The organism is Streptomyces sp. NBC_00414, from assembly GCF_036038375.1.
Classification (GTDB): domain Bacteria; phylum Actinomycetota; class Actinomycetes; order Streptomycetales; family Streptomycetaceae; genus Streptomyces.
Genome location: NZ_CP107935.1, coordinates 3,419,627 through 3,436,628 on the forward strand (window position 1 = coordinate 3,419,627; position 17,002 = coordinate 3,436,628).

At 69.9% G+C, this 17,002-nt stretch carries 17 protein-coding genes, 1 pseudogene and 1 riboswitch; of the genes and pseudogenes, 8 read left to right on the top strand and 10 right to left on the bottom strand.

Features of this window, described 5'->3' with window-relative positions:
* Positions 1-46 precede the first annotated feature (46 nt).
* From OHS59_RS14515 to OHS59_RS14530, 4 genes are all read right to left on the bottom strand, one after another.
* Positions 47-1,060 carry an ABC transporter permease gene (locus tag OHS59_RS14515; protein ID WP_328493815.1) on the bottom strand — a complete coding sequence of 338 codons (1,014 nt, stop codon included), beginning with the start codon at positions 1,058-1,060 and terminating at the stop codon, positions 47-49.
* 381 nt (positions 1,061-1,441) lie between these two features.
* Positions 1,442-2,233, bottom strand: coding sequence for an enhanced serine sensitivity protein SseB C-terminal domain-containing protein (locus OHS59_RS14520; RefSeq protein WP_328493816.1), 792 nt, complete (start codon positions 2,231-2,233; stop codon positions 1,442-1,444).
* A 266-nt stretch (positions 2,234-2,499) separates the two neighbouring features.
* Entirely contained in the window at positions 2,500-3,285 is a 786-nt protein-coding gene (locus OHS59_RS14525) for an enhanced serine sensitivity protein SseB (protein WP_328499205.1), read from the bottom strand.
* A 50-nt stretch (positions 3,286-3,335) separates the two neighbouring features.
* Positions 3,336-4,022 (bottom strand): AAA family ATPase, encoded by a 687-nt coding sequence (locus OHS59_RS14530; protein ID WP_443061440.1) that lies wholly within the window; start codon positions 4,020-4,022, stop codon positions 3,336-3,338.
* Between the two features lie 193 nt (positions 4,023-4,215).
* Positions 4,216-4,331: riboswitch (glycine riboswitch) on the top strand.
* A gap of 163 nt (positions 4,332-4,494) precedes the next feature.
* Here OHS59_RS14530 and gcvT point away from each other — a divergent pair.
* The 7 genes from gcvT (at position 4,495) to OHS59_RS14565 (ending at position 11,258) form a co-directional block, all read left to right on the top strand.
* Complete coding sequence (gene gcvT, locus OHS59_RS14535; RefSeq protein WP_328493817.1) at positions 4,495-5,622, top strand: glycine cleavage system aminomethyltransferase GcvT; 1,128 nt, start codon at positions 4,495-4,497, stop codon at positions 5,620-5,622.
* A gap of 157 nt (positions 5,623-5,779) precedes the next feature.
* Positions 5,780-6,160: a glycine cleavage system protein GcvH gene (gene gcvH / locus OHS59_RS14540; protein WP_328493818.1), complete on the top strand. Its 381-nt coding sequence runs from the start codon at positions 5,780-5,782 to the stop codon at positions 6,158-6,160.
* Positions 6,161-6,173: 13 nt separating this feature from the next.
* A complete protein-coding gene (glyA, locus tag OHS59_RS14545) occupies positions 6,174-7,436 on the top strand; it encodes a serine hydroxymethyltransferase (protein ID WP_328493819.1) in 1,263 nt (420 codons plus the stop codon).
* A 126-nt stretch (positions 7,437-7,562) separates the two neighbouring features.
* Positions 7,563-8,948, top strand: a complete 1,386-nt coding sequence (locus OHS59_RS14550; protein WP_328493820.1) for an L-serine ammonia-lyase — start codon at positions 7,563-7,565, stop codon at positions 8,946-8,948.
* 166 nt (positions 8,949-9,114) lie between these two features.
* On the top strand, positions 9,115-9,672 hold the full coding sequence (locus OHS59_RS14555; protein ID WP_328493821.1) for a glycoside hydrolase family 25 protein: 558 nt from the start codon (positions 9,115-9,117) through the stop codon (positions 9,670-9,672).
* Between the two features lie 239 nt (positions 9,673-9,911).
* Complete coding sequence (locus OHS59_RS14560; protein WP_328493822.1) at positions 9,912-10,637, top strand: hypothetical protein; 726 nt, start codon at positions 9,912-9,914, stop codon at positions 10,635-10,637.
* A 78-nt stretch (positions 10,638-10,715) separates the two neighbouring features.
* Positions 10,716-11,258: an MOSC domain-containing protein gene (locus OHS59_RS14565; protein ID WP_328493823.1), complete on the top strand. Its 543-nt coding sequence runs from the start codon at positions 10,716-10,718 to the stop codon at positions 11,256-11,258.
* A gap of 16 nt (positions 11,259-11,274) precedes the next feature.
* On the opposite strand, the gene OHS59_RS14570 is transcribed toward OHS59_RS14565, so the two are convergent.
* Positions 11,275-11,982, bottom strand: a complete 708-nt coding sequence (locus OHS59_RS14570) for an NADPH-dependent F420 reductase (protein ID WP_328499207.1) — start codon at positions 11,980-11,982, stop codon at positions 11,275-11,277.
* Positions 11,983-12,084: 102 nt separating this feature from the next.
* Positions 12,085-12,297, bottom strand: a complete 213-nt coding sequence (locus OHS59_RS14575; RefSeq protein WP_328499208.1) for an EF-hand domain-containing protein — start codon at positions 12,295-12,297, stop codon at positions 12,085-12,087.
* A gap of 205 nt (positions 12,298-12,502) precedes the next feature.
* On the opposite strand from OHS59_RS14575, the gene OHS59_RS14580 reads away from it, so the two are divergent.
* Positions 12,503-13,174: a GNAT family N-acetyltransferase gene (locus OHS59_RS14580; protein ID WP_328493824.1), complete on the top strand. Its 672-nt coding sequence runs from the start codon at positions 12,503-12,505 to the stop codon at positions 13,172-13,174.
* Here the strand turns inward: OHS59_RS14580 and OHS59_RS14585 are convergent.
* From OHS59_RS14585 to OHS59_RS14600, 4 genes and pseudogenes are all read right to left on the bottom strand, one after another.
* Positions 13,128-13,730 carry an ADP-ribosyltransferase gene (locus OHS59_RS14585; RefSeq protein WP_328493825.1) on the bottom strand — a complete coding sequence of 201 codons (603 nt, stop codon included), beginning with the start codon at positions 13,728-13,730 and terminating at the stop codon, positions 13,128-13,130. The genes OHS59_RS14580 and OHS59_RS14585 overlap by 47 nt on opposite strands.
* Positions 13,731-14,021: 291 nt before the next feature.
* Positions 14,022-14,631, bottom strand: a pseudogene (locus tag OHS59_RS14590) (ATP-binding protein).
* Positions 14,632-14,822: 191 nt separating this feature from the next.
* Positions 14,823-15,590 carry an enoyl-CoA hydratase/isomerase family protein gene (locus OHS59_RS14595; protein WP_328493826.1) on the bottom strand — a complete coding sequence of 256 codons (768 nt, stop codon included), beginning with the start codon at positions 15,588-15,590 and terminating at the stop codon, positions 14,823-14,825.
* 98 nt (positions 15,591-15,688) lie between these two features.
* Positions 15,689-16,930: a L,D-transpeptidase gene (locus OHS59_RS14600; protein ID WP_328493827.1), complete on the bottom strand. Its 1,242-nt coding sequence runs from the start codon at positions 16,928-16,930 to the stop codon at positions 15,689-15,691.
* Between the last annotated feature and the right edge of the window lie 72 nt (positions 16,931-17,002).

Genomic DNA, 17,002 nt, shown 5'->3' on the forward strand with positions numbered 1-17,002 from the left:
TGTAGCGGCCCGTCGACAGATGACGAGCCCTTGGGGGTACGGCAGTTCAGCGGGAACCCTTCGGGTCGAGCGCGTCACGCACGCCGTCGCCGAAGAGGTTGAAGGAGAGCACCGTGATGAAGATCGCCACACCCGGGATCACCATGTACATGGGATCCGACTCGTAGTAGTCGATCGCGGCGGAGAGCATCTGTCCCCACGACGCGGTGGGCGGCTTGACGCCCACGCCCAGGAAGCTGAGCGCCGCCTCGGTGAGGATGTTGGTCGGGATCATCATCGTCGTGTACACGATGATCGGAGCGACCAGGTTGGGCAGCAGCTCCTTGAACAGGATGTAGAACCGTCCGGCTCCGAGGCTGCGCGCGGCTTCGACGTACTCGCGTTCACGCAGCGAGAGCGTCTGGCCGCGCACCACACGGCCGACGTACGGCCAGCCGAAGAAGCCGATCACCAGGATCATCACGAACAGGCGCACGCCCGTGCCGGTCAGGCCCAGCATCTCGTTGGGCATGACCGAGACCAGCGCGATGATGAAGAGCAGCTGCGGGAAGGCCAGCAGGCCGTCCATCACGCGGCTGACGGCCGCGTCGACCCAGCCGCCGAAGTAGCCGGCGAGTACGCCGAGGATCGTGCCGAGCACCACGGCGACCAGGGCCGACAGGAAGCCGACCAGCAGGGAGATCCGGGCTCCGTAGACGATCCGGGCGAAGATGTCGCGGCCGCTGACGGGTTCGACACCGAAGAGGTGGTCCCCGCTGATGCCGCCGAAGGACCCGGTGGGGGTCGAGAAGAGCGGGTCGATCAGGTCCTCGTGGTGAGTCTCGGGGTCCTGTCCGACCAGGTTGGCGATCACTGGCGCGAACAGCGCGATCAGGATCAGCACGAGCACGACCATGCCGCCCGCCAGGGCCAGCTTGTCGCGCTTCAGGCGCTCCCAGGCGATGCGGCCGAGGGAACGCCCTTGTACCGCCTTCGCCTCGGCGGAGCCGGCAATGAGCGCCGCCTCGTCGGCCGCGCTCGGTGCGGCTTCGGCCGTCGGCTCGTGCAATGGTGCCGTCATCTGGCAGGGACCCCTCTCAACCGGCGGTAGCCGGCCCACGCTTGCCGCGGTAGCGGCGTGATCAGTCCTTCGTACATACAGAAGGTTTAAACCCCCTGGACCGGGAGTCTTCAACGCCTCGGTGATCTGAAGCCAGACTTGAAGGCGAATGGATGCGCAACCGTGATGCCGTCAGGAGGGTTCCGTTATCCGAACGCCGGGTAACGGGGGTCGGACACATGACACTTGGGGCGAAAGGGGCCCCGCAGCTCATTTACCCGCGTAGATCGGGACATTCCGCCCAGCGGCGGTACGGGTGTGAGAGCGGATGCTCCACTGGGTGGACTCCACCTGACGGACTGCGGCCACCCGGAGGGATGGACGCCGTCCGTCCAGATCATCTCAGTACGTGCCGGGGAACCCGTAACCGCCCGCCGCCGGCGCCTGGACGGGAGCCGCGTGCGCCTCCCGGTCGTAGAACGGCCGCGCGTTGGCGCGCAGCCACAGGGCCACCGGGTCGTACTCGTCCGACATCGCGACGGTCGACACCGGCAGACCGTCCGGCACCGCCCCGATCGACTGCTGCATCATCGCCCGCACCGAGTCCACGGCCGGTGGACTGGTGTCGTACACATCGAGCCCGATGGCGAGATACGGGGCTCCGAGCGCGGGCTGCACCCAGGCGCGGCGCAGCGAGCGGACGGCGGCGGTCCGGTGCGCGTTCTGCGTGAGCAGGGCGTAGAACTGCGGGATCTCGATGCCCGGCTCGGACAGCCGCAGCGGACCCGCGGGCTGCCGCTCCAGACCGGTGGCGATGCGCCGCAGGTCGAGCCAGGGGATGCCGACGCCGCCGCCCGGCGCGTGCGGATTCAGCCAGAGGCCGTAGTGGTCGGGGTAGAGGGTGCGGGCCACGTCGAGCCCGTCGACCACCTCGTACGAACGGTTCCAGCCGCTGGCCGAGAGCTCCTGGGCGGAGGTCACACAGGGCGCGTAGCCGAAGCCGTCGACCTCCATGTTCCCGTACTGGGCGTCGGGCGAGCCCGACTGGCCGTGCCAGAGCAGCATCCACACCTGACCGGACGGCGGGGTCGCGAGAGCGCGAAGGAGCGCCTCGTAGGCGTCGTAACGCCCGGGCGTCACTTGGCGCAGCATGTGCTCGACCTGCCCGGCCGCGGCCGTGCCCGACGCGCTCACCTTCTACCGCCCCTTCGCGACATCACTGACATACGGTTCCAATTCGACGAGGTGCCATGTTCACTTGAACATCGCACCACCCCGACCGAGCCATGAAACCAGCTTAAGCGGCGATCCCGACAGCACCGTTGCGCTCCGCCGGGTTTGGTGTTCTGAGCTCGGGACCGTGTGTGATGCGTCGTGCGCGGGTTGTGTGTGGCCGGCCGCGCCCCGCGGCGGAGCCGCACATCGAAACAGCCCCGCGCCCCTTTCGGGACGCGCCCACCTCAGAAAGCGTGGGTGTAGAAGGGCCGCACCCGGGCGCGGAGCCAGTCGCCCACCGGGTCCTGGGCCACGTCCAGGAAGACCAGGCTCACCGGGTGGGGCAGCGGGACCCGGCCGAGGGCGCGGCCCAGGGCGTCCAGCGGGAGCGTGCGCGCGTTCTCGTCCCAGTGGGTCGCCTCCACGCCGACGAACATCACCGTGTCGCCGCCCTCGATGCTCGCCAGACAGCGCCGGGCGCTCGCCACCACGCCGGTCGCGTCGAACTCCGCCGAGGCCGCGGCCAGGAAGTCCACCGGGTCGTCCTGCCAGTCGGGCTGGAACAGCCGGACCCGGCCGCCGCTCGCGGGCCCGTCCAGCTCGGTCCGGCCGGCCCGGCACAGCTCGGCGACGGCGAGCGGGGGAACCGGCATCCCCACCGTGCCGTCCGGGTTCAGCGCGATCCCGACCTGGGGCGGCAGACCGCGCGCGAACTCCACGGCGGGCGCCACGGTGTACGCCATGCGGTCGCCGACGACCTGGCGGAACTGCTGCTCCGAGGTGAAGACCGGCACGTACGCCTGCCCGCCCAGCTCGATCGTGGGCAGGTCGAGCGGGCCGCTGTGCGGGCCGCCCCCCTCGGGCAGCGGCACCCAGATGAAGCCGCGTCCGAGGGTCTCCACGACCCGGGCCCCCGTCGAGGGCGACGGAGGGAGTCCCAGGGACGCGGCGAGCACCTCCTCCAACTCGTTGCCGGGCCAACCCATGTGGGGGTGCGCCTGTGCCGGAATGTCCTGTGCCTGGAAGTCCATCTCCACCGCCTGCTCCAACCGCCGTGTGCGGTTGACGAGGTTAGTCGCCGTCAGTCGCCGAAATCGATGCGCCGCAGCACGTCCGCCGCGGCACGGTCGACGAGCACCGCGGAACCGCAGCCCTCCGGGAGGTCGCCCTTCTCCACGGACCGCAGCAGCCGGGCGACCGCGCCGCGGTGCCGGGCGAACGCGTACCGCGAGACGCCCCGGCCGCGCTCGCGCTGGCCGTCGAGCGCCGTCCCGGGATCGACGTCCAGCAGGAGCAGGTGCAGGGTGCCCCCGCGGCGCCGGGCGTCCCGGGCGAGCCAGCTGCGCACCCAGGCCTGCGTACCGCAGTCGTGCACGACGACGCCCTCCCCGGAGCGCAGGGCCCGGCGCAGGCCCGCGTAGTGCGCGGCGCGGACGAGGGGCCGGTAGACCGCGTACGGCAGGAAACGGGCGAGGCGCTCGTCCCAGCGGTCGCGGGTGTCCTGCGAGTCGATGCGGCGGCCGGTGACCGCCCGGCGCATCAGGGTCGACTTGCCGCTGCCCGGCAGGCCCGTGACCACCACCAGGTCGGCCCCTCCGAAGCGCAGACCGTGCGGGCTGTGTCCCGAGCGGGCCCGCAGATCGCGGACGACGGGCGTCACCATCGGGTCGCACGCCTCCCTGGCCGGTGCGGGTGGCTGCTTGGGCAGCGCGATGCCCGTGCCGGTCGCGTACGCCGTGGTCCTGTTCACCCTGATCGTCCTCCCCATGGGGTCGGCAGACCCATCTCCGTCGAGTGTAAAGAGAAGGTAATGCGCTGGTCCCCCCGTTTCTGTTCTTGTCCTGCCACAGCCCCGTCACAGATCACTGTGAACACCCCTGACCCCCGTCCGGTCACTGCTCGGCCCCCTCCCGGAGCCGGGGGCGTGCAATGATGTGCCCGCCAACTGCATACCGGCCGCTTGAATCCGCGCGGGAGAGTTCCGGGTACATGTACACGCAGGTGTACGAGTGCCCGGGCGCCGAAGGAGCAAGTCCCTCCCTTGAATCTCTCAGGCCCCCGTTACCGCGCGGACGAGGCACATCTGAAAAGCGGGCCGCCCCCTGACAGCCAGGGCGTCGGCCCCACCCAAGGTGCAAGTCAGTGACCCCCGTATTCACCGGTGGACACGGCGAACCTCTCAGGTTCCGATGACAGATGGGGAGGAACGACCTCGCCGTCATGCCTTGGGAGCCCCGCCGATGAGCAGCAACACCCCCGTTGAACCGCGCCGTACCGCGCTCGATGCCCTGCATCGCTCGCTGGGCGCGACGATGACCGACTTCGCCGGCTGGGACATGCCGCTGCGCTACGGATCCGAGCGCGACGAGCACCTCGCCGTCCGCACCCGGGCCGGTCTCTTCGATCTCTCGCACATGGGGGAGATCACGGTGAGCGGCCCGCAGGCCGCCGCGCTGCTGGACTTCGCGCTGGTCGGCAACATCGGGGGCGTGAAGACCGGCCGCGCCCGCTACACCATGATCTGCCGGGCCGACGGGGGCATCCTCGACGACCTGATCGTCTACCGCCTCGCCGACAGCGAGTACATGGTCGTGGCGAACGCCTCCAACGCCCAGGTGGTCCTGGACGCCGTCACCGAGCGCGCCGAGGGCTTCGACGCCGAGGTGCGCGACGACCGGGACGCGTACGCCCTGCTGGCCGTACAGGGGCCCGAGTCCTCCGGCATCCTGAAGTCCCTCACCGACGCCGACCTGGACGGCCTGAAGTACTACGCGGGCCTGCCCGGCACGGTCGCCGGCGTCCCCGCCCTGATCGCGCGCACCGGCTACACCGGCGAGGACGGCTTCGAGCTGTTCGTGGCCCCGGCCGACGCCGAGAAGCTGTGGCAGGCGCTGACCGACGCCGGAACCGCGGCCGGACTCGCCCCCTGTGGGCTCTCCTGCCGGGACACCCTGCGCCTGGAGGCGGGCATGCCGCTGTACGGGCACGAGCTGAGCACCTCGCTCACGCCGTTCGACGCCGGGCTCGGCCGGGTCGTGAAGTTCGAGAAGGAGGGCGACTTCGTGGGACGCGAGGCGCTCTCCGCGGCCGCCGCGCGTGCCCTGGAGAATCCCCCGCGGGTGCTCGTCGGCCTGGTCGCCGAGGGCCGCCGGGTCCCGCGCGCCGGGTACCCCGTGGTCGCCAACGGCAAGGTCGTCGGCGAGGTCACCTCCGGCGCGCCCTCGCCGACGCTCGGCAAGCCGATCGCGATGGCCTACGTCGACGCCGCGCACTCCGCGCCCGGCACCACCGGTGTCGGCGTGGACATCCGGGGCAGTCACGAGCCGTACGAGGTCGTGGCTCTGCCGTTCTACAAGCGTCAGAAGTAACACTGTCCGCACGCGTCAGAAGCATCATCGGTACCGGTCCGCGAGCACCGGACGTGAACCATGGTCCGCGACCGACACAAGTGACTCTGGGCACATCCACCCAGCTCACCAGCGTTCCCCCGCATCAGCACTCCCCGCGTACAGGAGAATTCAGGCCATGAGCAACCCCCAAGAGCTGCGCTACAGCAAGGAGCACGAGTGGCTGTCGGGCGCCGAGGACGGCGTCTCGACGGTCGGCATCACGGAGCACGCGGCCAACGCGCTCGGTGACGTGGTGTACGTCCAGCTCCCGGAGGTCGGTGCCGCGGTGACCGCGGGCGAGACCTGCGGCGAGCTGGAGTCGACCAAGTCGGTGAGCGACCTGTACTCGCCCGTCTCCGGTGAGATCACCGAGATCAACCAGGACGTCGTGGACGACCCCGCGCTGGTGAACACCGCTCCCTTCGAGGGCGGCTGGCTCTTCAAGGTACGGGTGGCGGACGAGCCGAAGGACCTGCTCTCCGCCGCCGAGTACACCGAATTCTCCGGCTCCGAATAAGGACTCCGCACCGATGTCGCTTCTGAACACGCCCCTGCACGAACTCGACCCGGACGTCGCCGCCGCCCTCGACGCCGAGCTGCACCGTCAGCAGTCCACCCTCGAGATGATCGCCTCGGAGAACTTCGCCCCGGTCGCGGTCATGGAGGCCCAGGGCTCGGTCCTCACCAACAAGTACGCCGAGGGCTACCCCGGCCGCCGCTACTACGGCGGCTGTGAGCACGTCGACGTCGCCGAGCAGATCGCCATCGACCGCGTCAAGGAGCTGTTCGGCGCCGAGTACGCCAACGTGCAGCCGCACTCGGGCGCCTCCGCCAACCAGGCCGCGCTCTTCGCGCTGGCCCAGCCCGGCGACACCATCCTCGGTCTGGACCTCGCCCACGGCGGCCACCTGACCCACGGGATGCGGCTGAACTTCTCCGGCAAGCAGTTCAATGTGGTCGCTTACCACGTGGACGACGCCGGCCTGGTCGACATGGCCGAGGTCGAGCGGCTCGCCAAGGAGCACCGCCCCAAGGTGATCATCGCGGGCTGGTCGGCGTACCCCCGGCAGCTGGACTTCGCCGAGTTCCGCCGGATCGCGGACGAGGTCGAGGCCTATCTGTGGGTCGACATGGCGCACTTCGCGGGCCTGGTCGCGGCGGGTCTCCACCCCAACCCGGTGGAGCACGCGGACGTGGTCACCTCCACCACGCACAAGACACTCGGCGGGCCCCGCGGCGGGATCATCCTCGCCAGGAAGGCCTTCGCGAAGAAGCTGAACTCGTCCGTCTTCCCGGGCTTCCAGGGCGGCCCCCTGGAGCACATGATCGCGGCCAAGGCCGTCTCCTTCAAGGTCGCCGCCACGGAGGAGTTCAAGGAGCGCCAGCAGCGCACGATCGAGGGCGCGCGGATCCTCGCCGAGCGGCTGACGGCGGCCGACGCCCGCGAGGCCGGGGTGAACGTGCTCTCCGGCGGCACGGACGTGCACCTGATCCTGGTCGACCTGCGCGAGTCCGAGCTGGACGGGCAGCAGGCCGAGGACCGGCTCCACGAGGTCGGCATCACGGTCAACCGCAACGCCGTCCCGAACGACCCCCGGCCGCCGATGGTGACGTCGGGCCTGCGGATCGGCACGCCCGCCCTCGCCACCCGCGGCTTCACGGCCGAGGACTTCACCGAGGTCGCGGACGTCATCGCCGAGACCCTCAAGCCGGTCTTCGACGCGGCGGCGCTCAAGGCCCGCGTGACCGCCCTGGCCGAAAAGCACCCGCTGTACCCCGGTCTGGGCAAGTAGTCCCGTTTCGCGGGGTACCGCGCACACTGGAAGGTGCGCGGTACCCCGTCAGACGCGTGCCGCACCCGGGCCACACCCCGCCCCACCCCTGCCGTACCCCGCTTCACCCCGCTTTGAGGAGTTCCCGTGGCCATCTCGGTCTTCGACCTGTTCTCGATCGGCATAGGCCCGTCCAGCTCCCACACGGTCGGCCCGATGCGCGCGGCGAGCATGTTCGCGCACCGCCTGCGCAACGAGGACCTGCTGGCCCCCGTGACCGCGGTCCGCGCAGAGCTGTACGGCTCGCTCGGCGCGACCGGGCACGGCCACGGGACCCCCAAGGCGGTACTGCTCGGCCTGGAGGGCGCCTCGCCCCGCACCGTGGACGTCGAGGGCGCCGACGCCCGCGTCGAGAAGATCAGATCCTCGGGCCGCCTCGACCTGCTCGGCGAGCACGAGATCGGCTTCTCCTTCGACGACGACCTGGTGCTGCACCGCCGCAAGACGCTGCCCTACCACGCGAACGGCATGACCCTGTGGGCGTACGACGCCTCGGGCGCCGAGGTGCTGTCGAAGACGTACTACTCGGTGGGCGGCGGCTTCGTCGTCGACGAGGACGCGGTGGGCGCGGACCGCATCAAGCTGGACGACACAGTCCTGAAATACCCCTTCCGTACGGGCGACGAGCTGCTGCGGCTGGCGAAGGAGACGGGCCTGTCCATCTCCGCGCTGATGCTGGAGAACGAGCGGGCCTGGCGCACCGAGGAGGAGATCCGCGAAGGGCTCCTCGCCATCTGGCGCGTGATGCAGGCGTGCGTGTCGCGCGGCATGTCCCGCGAGGGCATCCTGCCGGGCGGCCTGCGGGTCCGCCGCCGCGCGGCCATGTCGGCCCGCCAACTGCGCGCCGAGGGCGACCCGCTGGCCCACGCGATGGAGTGGATCACCCTGTACGCGATGGCCGTGAACGAGGAGAACGCGGCGGGCGGCCGCGTGGTGACAGCCCCCACGAACGGCGCCGCGGGCATCATCCCGTCGGTCCTGCACTACTACGTGAACTTCGTCGCCGGCGCCTCCGCCTCGGAGGCCGAGAAGGAGGACGGCGTCGTACGCTTCCTGCTCGCCGCGGGCGCCATCGGCATGCTCTTCAAGGAGAACGCCTCCATCTCGGGCGCCGAGGTCGGCTGCCAGGGCGAGGTCGGCTCGGCCTGCTCGATGGCGGCCGGCGCCCTCGCCGAGGTGCTCGGCGGCTCTCCCGAACAGGTCGAGAACGCCGCCGAGATCGGCATGGAGCACAACCTCGGCCTCACCTGCGACCCGGTCGGCGGCCTCGTCCAGATCCCCTGCATCGAGCGCAACGGCATGGCCGCGGTCAAGGCCGTGACGGCGGCGAAGATGGCCATGCGCGGCGACGGCTCCCACAAGGTGTCCCTCGACAAGGTCATCAAGACGATGAAGGAGACGGGCGCCGACATGTCCGTCAAGTACAAGGAGACGGCGCGGGGCGGGCTCGCGGTGAACATCATCGAGTGCTGAGCTCCGGGGCTCGTACGTCGGCGCATGCTCCGGCGTGACCTCCCGGGGGTCGGCGGGCGTGCGGGTAGGGCGGGCCAAGTGGGGTACGTCCAAAGGATGTTGGCCCCCCACAGGCCCCAGGAGGCACAGTCGTGCTTCCGGCCCCCACGCACCAAGGAGTTCGCACATGCTGCGCGGTATCGACGTAAGCGCCTACCAGTCGTCCTCGTACAGCACCGAAGGCCTGTCCTTCGTCTTCGTCAAGGCCACCGAAGGCCGCACGTACGTCAACCCGAAACTGAGCGCGCAGACCAAGCGGGCCAGGGACGCCGGTTGCGTGGTCGGTTTCTATCACTTCCTGTGGCCCGGCAACCTCACAGCGCAGGCCGAGTACTTCGTCAGCAAGGCCCCGGAGAAGGCCGGCGACATCCTCGCCGTGGACTGGGAGACGACGGGCGAGGGCACCCACGCCAGCAACGCCGAGAAGGACCGCTTCATCCGCAAGGTGCGGGAACTGCGGCCCAACAACCGGGTCATCTTGTACTGCAATCGGAATTACTGGCTCAATGTGGACACGACCTCGTACGCCGGTGACGGTCTCTGGATCGCCGACTACGTGACGGCGGGCAAGCCCCGCATCCAGGCCAAGTGGCGTTTCCACCAGCACACCGACGACCCGCTGGACAAGAACGTCGCCGATTTCTCCAGCAAGGCCGCCCTGCGCGAATGGGCCGAGAACGCCTGACGGGTGGACTCTCCTCGTGAACGGCGAGACTCTCGACAGAAGCCGCGCACCGAATGCCGACCGCGGCCCGCTTCGGGGCGGGAGTCGAACGGGGCGTTCACCAGGGGGCACATCCGATGCGACATGCGAAAGGACGGTATTGCGCCGCCGCCGTCATGGCATTGCTGATGATTTCCGGCCTGTCGGTGGATCAGGTGCCGCGATCGGCACCCGTGGCCGCTGTTCCTGGACTGGTCAGGGTGACTTCCGGACCGACTCCCGACAATTCGGAGGCGCGCAAGAGCAAGAGCGCGCAATGCCCCGCGGGCCACCGGGTGGTCGGCGGCGGTGGATGGGCCTTCGACCACGGTCACGGGATCGTGGCTCTGACCGGGGCGGAACCGGGGCGTGACCTCCTCCTGCAGCGCGACTACTTCCGCGCCACGGCCAGTGAGCCGAGTACCGGATTCAGTGCGGGCTGGTGGCTGGAGGCGTACGCGCTCTGCGCGCCCGCCGCCTCGCTGCCGGGCCATCAGCTGGTCTCCGCCATCTCCTCGGACATAGGTTTCGCGACCGCCCGCGTCAGGTGCCCGGCCGGAAAGCGGGTGATCGGCACCGGCGCTGCCGCTTTCCCCGATCACCATGTGGGCCTTCAGCTGTTCCGCTCGACCGGCTCGCGTGATGCCGCTGTCGCCACGGTCCGGGGCCGAGGGGATCATCCCGGGTCCATCCAGGTGCGCGTTCTCGGAATCTGCAGCACCGTTCCCGCGGTCACCGTGGCGACCGTACGGAACGTGGACAACGCCGTCGCCGAATGCCCGTCCGGAACGCGGGTGCACGGGCTGGGTGGCGGGGGCAGCCCCACCGATTCCGGCAATTCCTTCCTGCAGGAGGTGTACGCGCCGTCCCAGCTCGACCGGGCGAGCACCTCCATGACCGCGACGCCCGACGGCGGGATGGTGTCGCAGGCGATCTGCACCCGCTGAGAACCGGTGTACGAGCCCCGGCTTAGGCTCTGTCCTGCGGTTCGACGGCAACCGCGAGGACGAGGGGAGCTGCACAGCATGGGTGGGAGTGTCGCTGCGGTCAGCAGTAATGGGGCGTACTCGTTCACCAAGCCGAACCGGGAGAGCATCACGCTGCTCGCGGGGCTCGGGGTCGAGGGGGACGTGCATGCCGGGGTCACCGTCAAGCACCGGTTCCGGATGCGGAAGGATCCCTCGCAGCCGAATCTGCGGCAGGTGCATCTCATCCACGAGGAACTGTTCGACGAGGTCCGGGGAGCCGGGTTCGAGGTCGCGGCCGGGGAGCTCGGGGAGAACGTCACCACCCGGGGCATCGATCTGCTGGGGCTGCCGACCGGGACCCTGCTGCGCCTCGGCGACGAGGCCGTGGTGGAGGTCACCGGCCTGCGCAATCCCTGTGCGCAGATCGACACCTTCCAGAAGGGCCTCATGAGGCAGGTGGTGGGGCGGGACGAGGACGGGAAGGCCCGGTTCAGGTCCGGGATCATGAGCGTGGTCGTCACGGGCGGCCTGGTGCGGCCCGGCGACCCCGTCGAGGTCGAACTGCCTGCCGGGCCGCACCTGCCGCTGGAGATCGTCTGAGCGGTGGGCGAACGGGTTACGCGGTGAAGTCCGGCGTACGTTCCCGCGGCGCCTCGGCCAGCGCCTTCTTCACCGCCTCGACGCCTTCCCGCAGGCCGTAGACGGGGGTACCGGGCTGCTGGCGCCAGGAGTCGTCGAGGCCGCCCGCGTCCACGGTGTCGAAGCCGAGTTCGTCGATGAGGGCGCGTACGACCTGCTTGGCGGTGGCGTCGTCGGCCGCCACCGGCAGGGCGACGCGGTCCGGGGCACCGGCCGGGCGGGGACGGTCGAGGATGTCCTGGGCGTAGGTGCCGTTGAACGCCTTGACGACGGTGTGGCCGAGCTGCCGGGCCGTCCAGCGCGACTCCGTCAGACCCCCGTCCTCGATCTCGTCGATCCTGCCGTCCCGCTGCTTCGGGTAGTAGTTGCCGGTGTCGATGACGGTCACCCCGTCGGCCGCCTGGTCCAGCAGTCCGGACGGCAGGGCGGGGACCGCCTTCAGGGGGATCGTGACGACGACGATCTCGGCGCCCCTGGGGGCCTCCTCGACGGTGACGGGCGTGGCTCCGGTCTCCTCCGCCAGCGCGGTGAGCGTCTGCGGGCCGCGGGAGTTGGCGACGTACACGTCGTGCCCGAGTTCGGTGAGCCGCCGGGTGAGGTTGCCGCCGATGTTCCCTGCTCCGATGATGCCGATCTTCATGTTGGACTCGCCCTTCGAGGGGGTGGGGGACTCCTGGCGCGATATACCAACCGCGGGCCATACCGGGCTATTCCGATCCCCACTCGGATGGGCGAACACGACGAAAGGGCGCCCTCCGCGAACCGGTGGGCGCCCCTGCCGCTCAGGTCACCTGTTGACGTGGGCCCAGAACTCGTCGAACGAGAGCAGCTTGTCGCCGTTGAGGTCCTGGGCGCCGATGACGGCCTCGGCCACCGACTCGGTGACGTTCCAGTCCCCACCCTGGGCCAGGGCCTTCTTGAACTCGGCGGCGGTGATGTAGCCGTCCCCGTCCACGTCGATGCGCTCGAACGCCTTGCGTGCTTCCTCGATGTCCGCCACCGGACCCGCCCCTTCGTGGTGCTTCACTGACGAGGTCAGATTAACGTTCCGTCCCGGCACGCGACGCGGCGACCACCTACGCGAACTCCTCGGGGTGCGCGGGCAGCGGCCCGGTACCCCTCCGGAGGCCGGGCCTTCGAGTGGGTGCAGACTCAAGGAGTCGAGGAGTCGAGGCGTCAAGGCGTCGAAACGGAGGAGTGGGCGCGTGGCCGAGAGTTTGCGGGACATTCTCGACGCGGCGGCCCGGGACGACTTCCCGCCGGCGGACGGCTCCGTCACCGTGGTGCGTCAGCACTCCCACCGGGACGCCGGTGTCCTCGCCTTCACCGCGCACTCCGTCGTCTTCACGGACGAGGATCCCGACTGGGTGCACGCGACGCTGGAGCGGGTCGACTGCGACGCGCTGGCCGCGGCGATGAACCCCCGGTTCCTCGCGGCTCTCATGGACCGCACGGGGCGTACGAACGACACGATCGACCTGCTGGCCGTCGCCGCGCCCCTCCCGGGCGAACCCTCTCTCGCGCTGACGGAGGTCACGGACCGGGACCATCACCGGGTCGTACGGGCTCGCACGCACCGTGACGAGGTGCGCGTGTGGGCCGCCGACGGGGGTGTGCTCGTCCTGGGCCTCGGGGTCGCGGGGCGGCTTGAGGTGGCCGTCGAGGTGGACGAGGGCGTACGGCACCGGGGGCTCGGCCGTGAACTCGCGCGGGCGGCCCGGCAGTTGGCCGGCGGGGAGCCGGTCTGGGCCCAGCTCGCCCCGGGGAACGCCCGCAGTCTGCGGGCGTTCCTGGCGGCCGGTTACCGGCCCGTGGGTGCGGAGGCGCTGCTCAGTGCCAGGGCTCGTAGTGCGGGTTGCTCTCGCAGTCGCTCATGATCTCGGTCTTGGTCTTCTTGTCGACGGGGCAGACGCCGATGATGTACTGCCGCGCGATACCGCCCGGGAAGGCGACCTCGACCTGGTCGGCCCACTTGTGGGTGTCGCCGATGGTCTTGTTGACGTCCACGCCGCCCGGGGCGTCGATGTAGTAGTTGTAGCCGCTCTTCCACCACGTCTTGTAGAGGTCGTGGTCGTAGCTCGTGGAGACGTACGGGGAGGGCTGGTTGACCAGGACGTACTGCTCGATGTCGTACTGGCCGTTGACGACGTCCTTCGGGAGGAAGCCCTGCTCGAAGACGACCGCCGGGCCGCGGCCGTCGCTGCGGTAGAGCGTGCCGCAGCTTGTGCGCCAGGCGGGGGCGGGGGTGATGCGGTCCACGTCCACGCGGTGGTCGGCGGCGGCGTGGACGGGGTCCGCGTACTGGGGGCAGGCGGGGGCGGCGGCCGACTTCGTCGGGGTTTCGGTGGGGGGTGTCGCGGCGGAGGTGGTGATTACTGCCGTCAGGGTGAAGGCGAGGGCGGCGGCGTGGCGCTTCCAGCGGGTTGTGATCATGGGAGCACGATCTCGGCGTGTTGTGTTCCGCGGGCGGACCCTCACTCGTATGGCGGCGTGTCCGTCGACGGGGTTGCCGCGGGGATTCCCTCGCCCCCGCCGCCCCTGCCCTTCCCGTCACTGCATGGGGCTGCGCCCCTCGCCCCCGGTATCGCGCTGCGCGCTCGTCCTCAAACGCCGGACGGGCTGAATACGTTTTCAGCCCGTCCGGCGTTTGAGGACGAGGGGTTCGGGGGCAGCGCCCCCGAGTACGTGACGACGGGTAGGGGCGGCGGGGGCGAGGGAAAAGGCCTAGCGGTCCGATACGCGCATTTCGAACCAGGTCGTCTTGCCTCGCGGGAGGAGGTCGACCCCCCAGCGGTCGGACAGTTTGTCCACGAGGAAGAGTCCGCGACCGCTGACGTCCATGTCCTGCACCGGCATCAGACAGGGCAACCCCCGCGAGGGATCCCGGATCTCGACCCGGATCCACCCCCGTCGGCGCCGCATACGGAGCCCGAAGACCCGCGCCCCGGTATGCCGCACGGCATTGCCCACGAGTTCCGACACGAGCAACACGGCGTCCTCGGTCATCTTCGGCGAGAGGCCCCACTGGCGCAGCACCACGACCTGGGTGAGCCGGCGCGCCGTGGCGGCGGATTCCGGCCGGGACGGCAGCGGTACCTCGGCCTCGGTGGGATTGCCGAACAGTTCCAGCGCCTTCAGCGCGCGTTCGTCCTCGACAGCAGGCGACCAGCGCGCCGCGGTCGCACTCCCGTGCCGCCGCGGCTGTTCGATACCCTCCAGCCCCGCCATGCCCCCATCATGACCCCCGGAGGGGCCCTTCCGGGGGCGTTCCGGAGGAATCCGCCCCCCGGAACCAATTGTTCCGCATCGCCCGATCGACATATGCCATCGGCATTCCGATGGCCTCCACAGCCCAACTGGCCTGCGAGAAAGGGCTCGCCGACGGCAATCGCCCGCGGCCCCCGACAAGGAACCCTTAAGGCTGCGTTAAGGCTCGGATAAACCGCTCCTTCGAGGGAACCTCGACGGGCGCGGGTGATACACCGCGTCAACAGCAAGGGGTCCGGGCGACTTTCAGAGGGTGGTTCAGAGGAACTTCGCCTTGCCCGGGCCCTCCTCCACGAAGCTCCGCATCCCCCGCTCCCGGTCCTCCGTCGCGAACAGTCCGGCGAACCAGTTGCGTTCGATCGTGAGGCCGGTCTCGATGTCCGTCTCCAGGCCCGCGTCGACCGACTCCTTGGCGGCGCGCAGCGCGAGCGCCGGTCCCTGGGCGAGTTTCGCGGCCCACGCGTGCGCCTCGGTGTACACGTCGGCGGCCGGTACGACCCGGTCCACCAGTCCGAGCGTCAGGGCCTCGTCGGCCTTGACCATCCGGCCGGTGAAGATGAGGTCCTTCGCGCGGGAGGGGCCGATGAGGCGGGACAGGCGCTGGGTGCCGCCGGCGCCCGGGATCAGTCCGAGGAGGATCTCCGGCTGGCCCAGCTTGGCGTTGTCCGCGGCGATCCTGAAGTCTGCGCACAGCGCCAGCTCGCAGCCGCCGCCCAGCGCGTAGCCGGTGACCGCGGCGACGACCGGCTTGGGGATGCGGGTCACGGCGGTGAAGGAGTCCTGCAGGGCCCGGGAGCGTACGACCATCGCCGCATGGTCCATGGCCTGCATCTCCTTGATGTCGGCGCCCGCCGCGAACACCTTCTCGCCGCCGTAGAGGATCACCGCGCGGACGTCCTCGCGGCGGGTGGCCTCCTCGGCGAGTTCCTTGAGCCGGTCCTGCGTGGCGACGTCCAGCGCGTTCATGGGCGGACGGTCGAGGCGGATCGTGCCGACACCTTCGGCGACTTCGAGATGCACAGTCATGAGAGGAGGTTAACGAAGGCTAACGGGAACGGCCCCGGTGTGCTCCGTCACAGCGGAGCACACCGGGGCCGTACGGTGTCAGAGAGTGGGCCGGCGGGTCAGGCCGTCCACTTCTTCCACGACATGTTCCAGCCGTTGAGCCCGTTGTCCGGGTCGATGATCCGGTCGTTGGAGTTCTTCACGATCACCACGTCGCCGACGATCGAGCGGTCGAAGAACCACGCGGCCGGGGCTCCCCGGTCACCGCCGCCGCGCTGGTCGCGCAGGCCGATGCAGCCGTGGCTGGCGTTGTAGTTGCCGAAGGCGTCGCCGCCCCAGTAGTTGCCGTGGATGAACGTGCCCGAGTTGGACAGGCGCATCGCGTCCGGCACGTCCTTGATGTCGTACTCGCCGCCGTAGCCGACCGTCTCGCCGTTCATGCGGGTCACCCTGAGGCGCTCGCTGATGACCATCTGGCCGTTCCAGGTCTCGTAACCCGCCTTGCCCGTCGTGACCGGGATGGTCTTGATGACCTTGCCGTCCCGCTTGACGGTCATCTTCTTGGTCTTGACGTCGACGGTGGAGACCTGGCTGCGGCCGATCGTGAACTTCACGGTCTTGGCCTGCTCGCCGTAGACACCCGGCCGGCCCTCGACACCGTCGAGGTTCAGGGTGACGGTGACCTTCGTACCGGACTTCCAGTACTCCTCGGGACGGAAGTCGAGGCGGTCGTTGCCGAACCAGTGGCCCTGGACGTCGACCGCGGGCTCGGTCTTTATCCTGATCGCCTTCTCGACGTCCTCGGGGTGTGTGATGCCCCGCGTGAAGCGCACCGAGAAGGGCATCCCGACGCCGACCTTGGAACCGTCCTCCGGCGTGAAGGTGCCGACGAACGTGTTCTTCGGGGTCAGCGTGGTGAAGGCGGACTCCTCGGCGGCCTGCCGGCCCGCGGAGTCCTTGGCCACCGCGTGGACCTTGTACTTGGTGGACGCGGCGAGATGACCGGCGGGCGTCCAGCTGGCGCCCCCGTCGGTGATCCTGCCCTCGACCGGAGTGCCCTTGTCGTCCTCGACCGTGACCTCGGTGAGCTTGCCCTTGGCGGCCGTCACCTTCAGTGCGCCGCTGGTCCTGACGGCGCCCGCCCCGTCCTTGGGAGCTATGGTCACGACCGCCTGCGAGACCTTGGTGTCCGCCTGGTCCGAATCCTTACCCTTGTCACCGCCGGACCCGGAGTCCGAGTCCCCTCCTCCGCCGCACGCGGTCACGAGAAGCAACAGCACCCCCAGCACAAGTGCCAGGGCCCCCTTGCCACTTCGAGTCCGCGCGCCAACCGACGCCCCCGATATCGGTCGCCCGTTCAAGTTCGTTCTCCCCTCGCACGGCCTGTTCAGGCCCGTACTACGGCGCGTCCCACGCACGCATCGCGCTAATTA

Excerpts from the sequence above, each read along its gene's own strand:
- OHS59_RS14515 (WP_328493815.1), bottom strand. The coding sequence starts at position 1,060 with ATGACGGCACCATTGCACGAGCCGACGGCCGAAGCCGCACCGAGCGCG.
- OHS59_RS14525 (WP_328499205.1), bottom strand. The coding sequence starts at position 3,285 with ATGGACTTCCAGGCACAGGACATTCCGGCACAGGCGCACCCCCACATG.
- OHS59_RS14530 (WP_443061440.1), bottom strand. The coding sequence starts at position 4,022 with ATGGGGAGGACGATCAGGGTGAACAGGACCACGGCGTACGCGACCGGC.
- gcvT (WP_328493817.1), top strand. The coding sequence starts at position 4,495 with ATGAGCAGCAACACCCCCGTTGAACCGCGCCGTACCGCGCTCGATGCC.
- gcvH (WP_328493818.1), top strand. The coding sequence starts at position 5,780 with ATGAGCAACCCCCAAGAGCTGCGCTACAGCAAGGAGCACGAGTGGCTG.
- glyA (WP_328493819.1), top strand. The coding sequence starts at position 6,174 with ATGTCGCTTCTGAACACGCCCCTGCACGAACTCGACCCGGACGTCGCC.
- OHS59_RS14555 (WP_328493821.1), top strand. The coding sequence starts at position 9,115 with ATGCTGCGCGGTATCGACGTAAGCGCCTACCAGTCGTCCTCGTACAGC.
- OHS59_RS14565 (WP_328493823.1), top strand. The coding sequence starts at position 10,716 with ATGGGTGGGAGTGTCGCTGCGGTCAGCAGTAATGGGGCGTACTCGTTC.
- OHS59_RS14585 (WP_328493825.1), bottom strand. The coding sequence starts at position 13,730 with ATGATCACAACCCGCTGGAAGCGCCACGCCGCCGCCCTCGCCTTCACC.
- OHS59_RS14595 (WP_328493826.1), bottom strand. The coding sequence starts at position 15,590 with ATGACTGTGCATCTCGAAGTCGCCGAAGGTGTCGGCACGATCCGCCTC.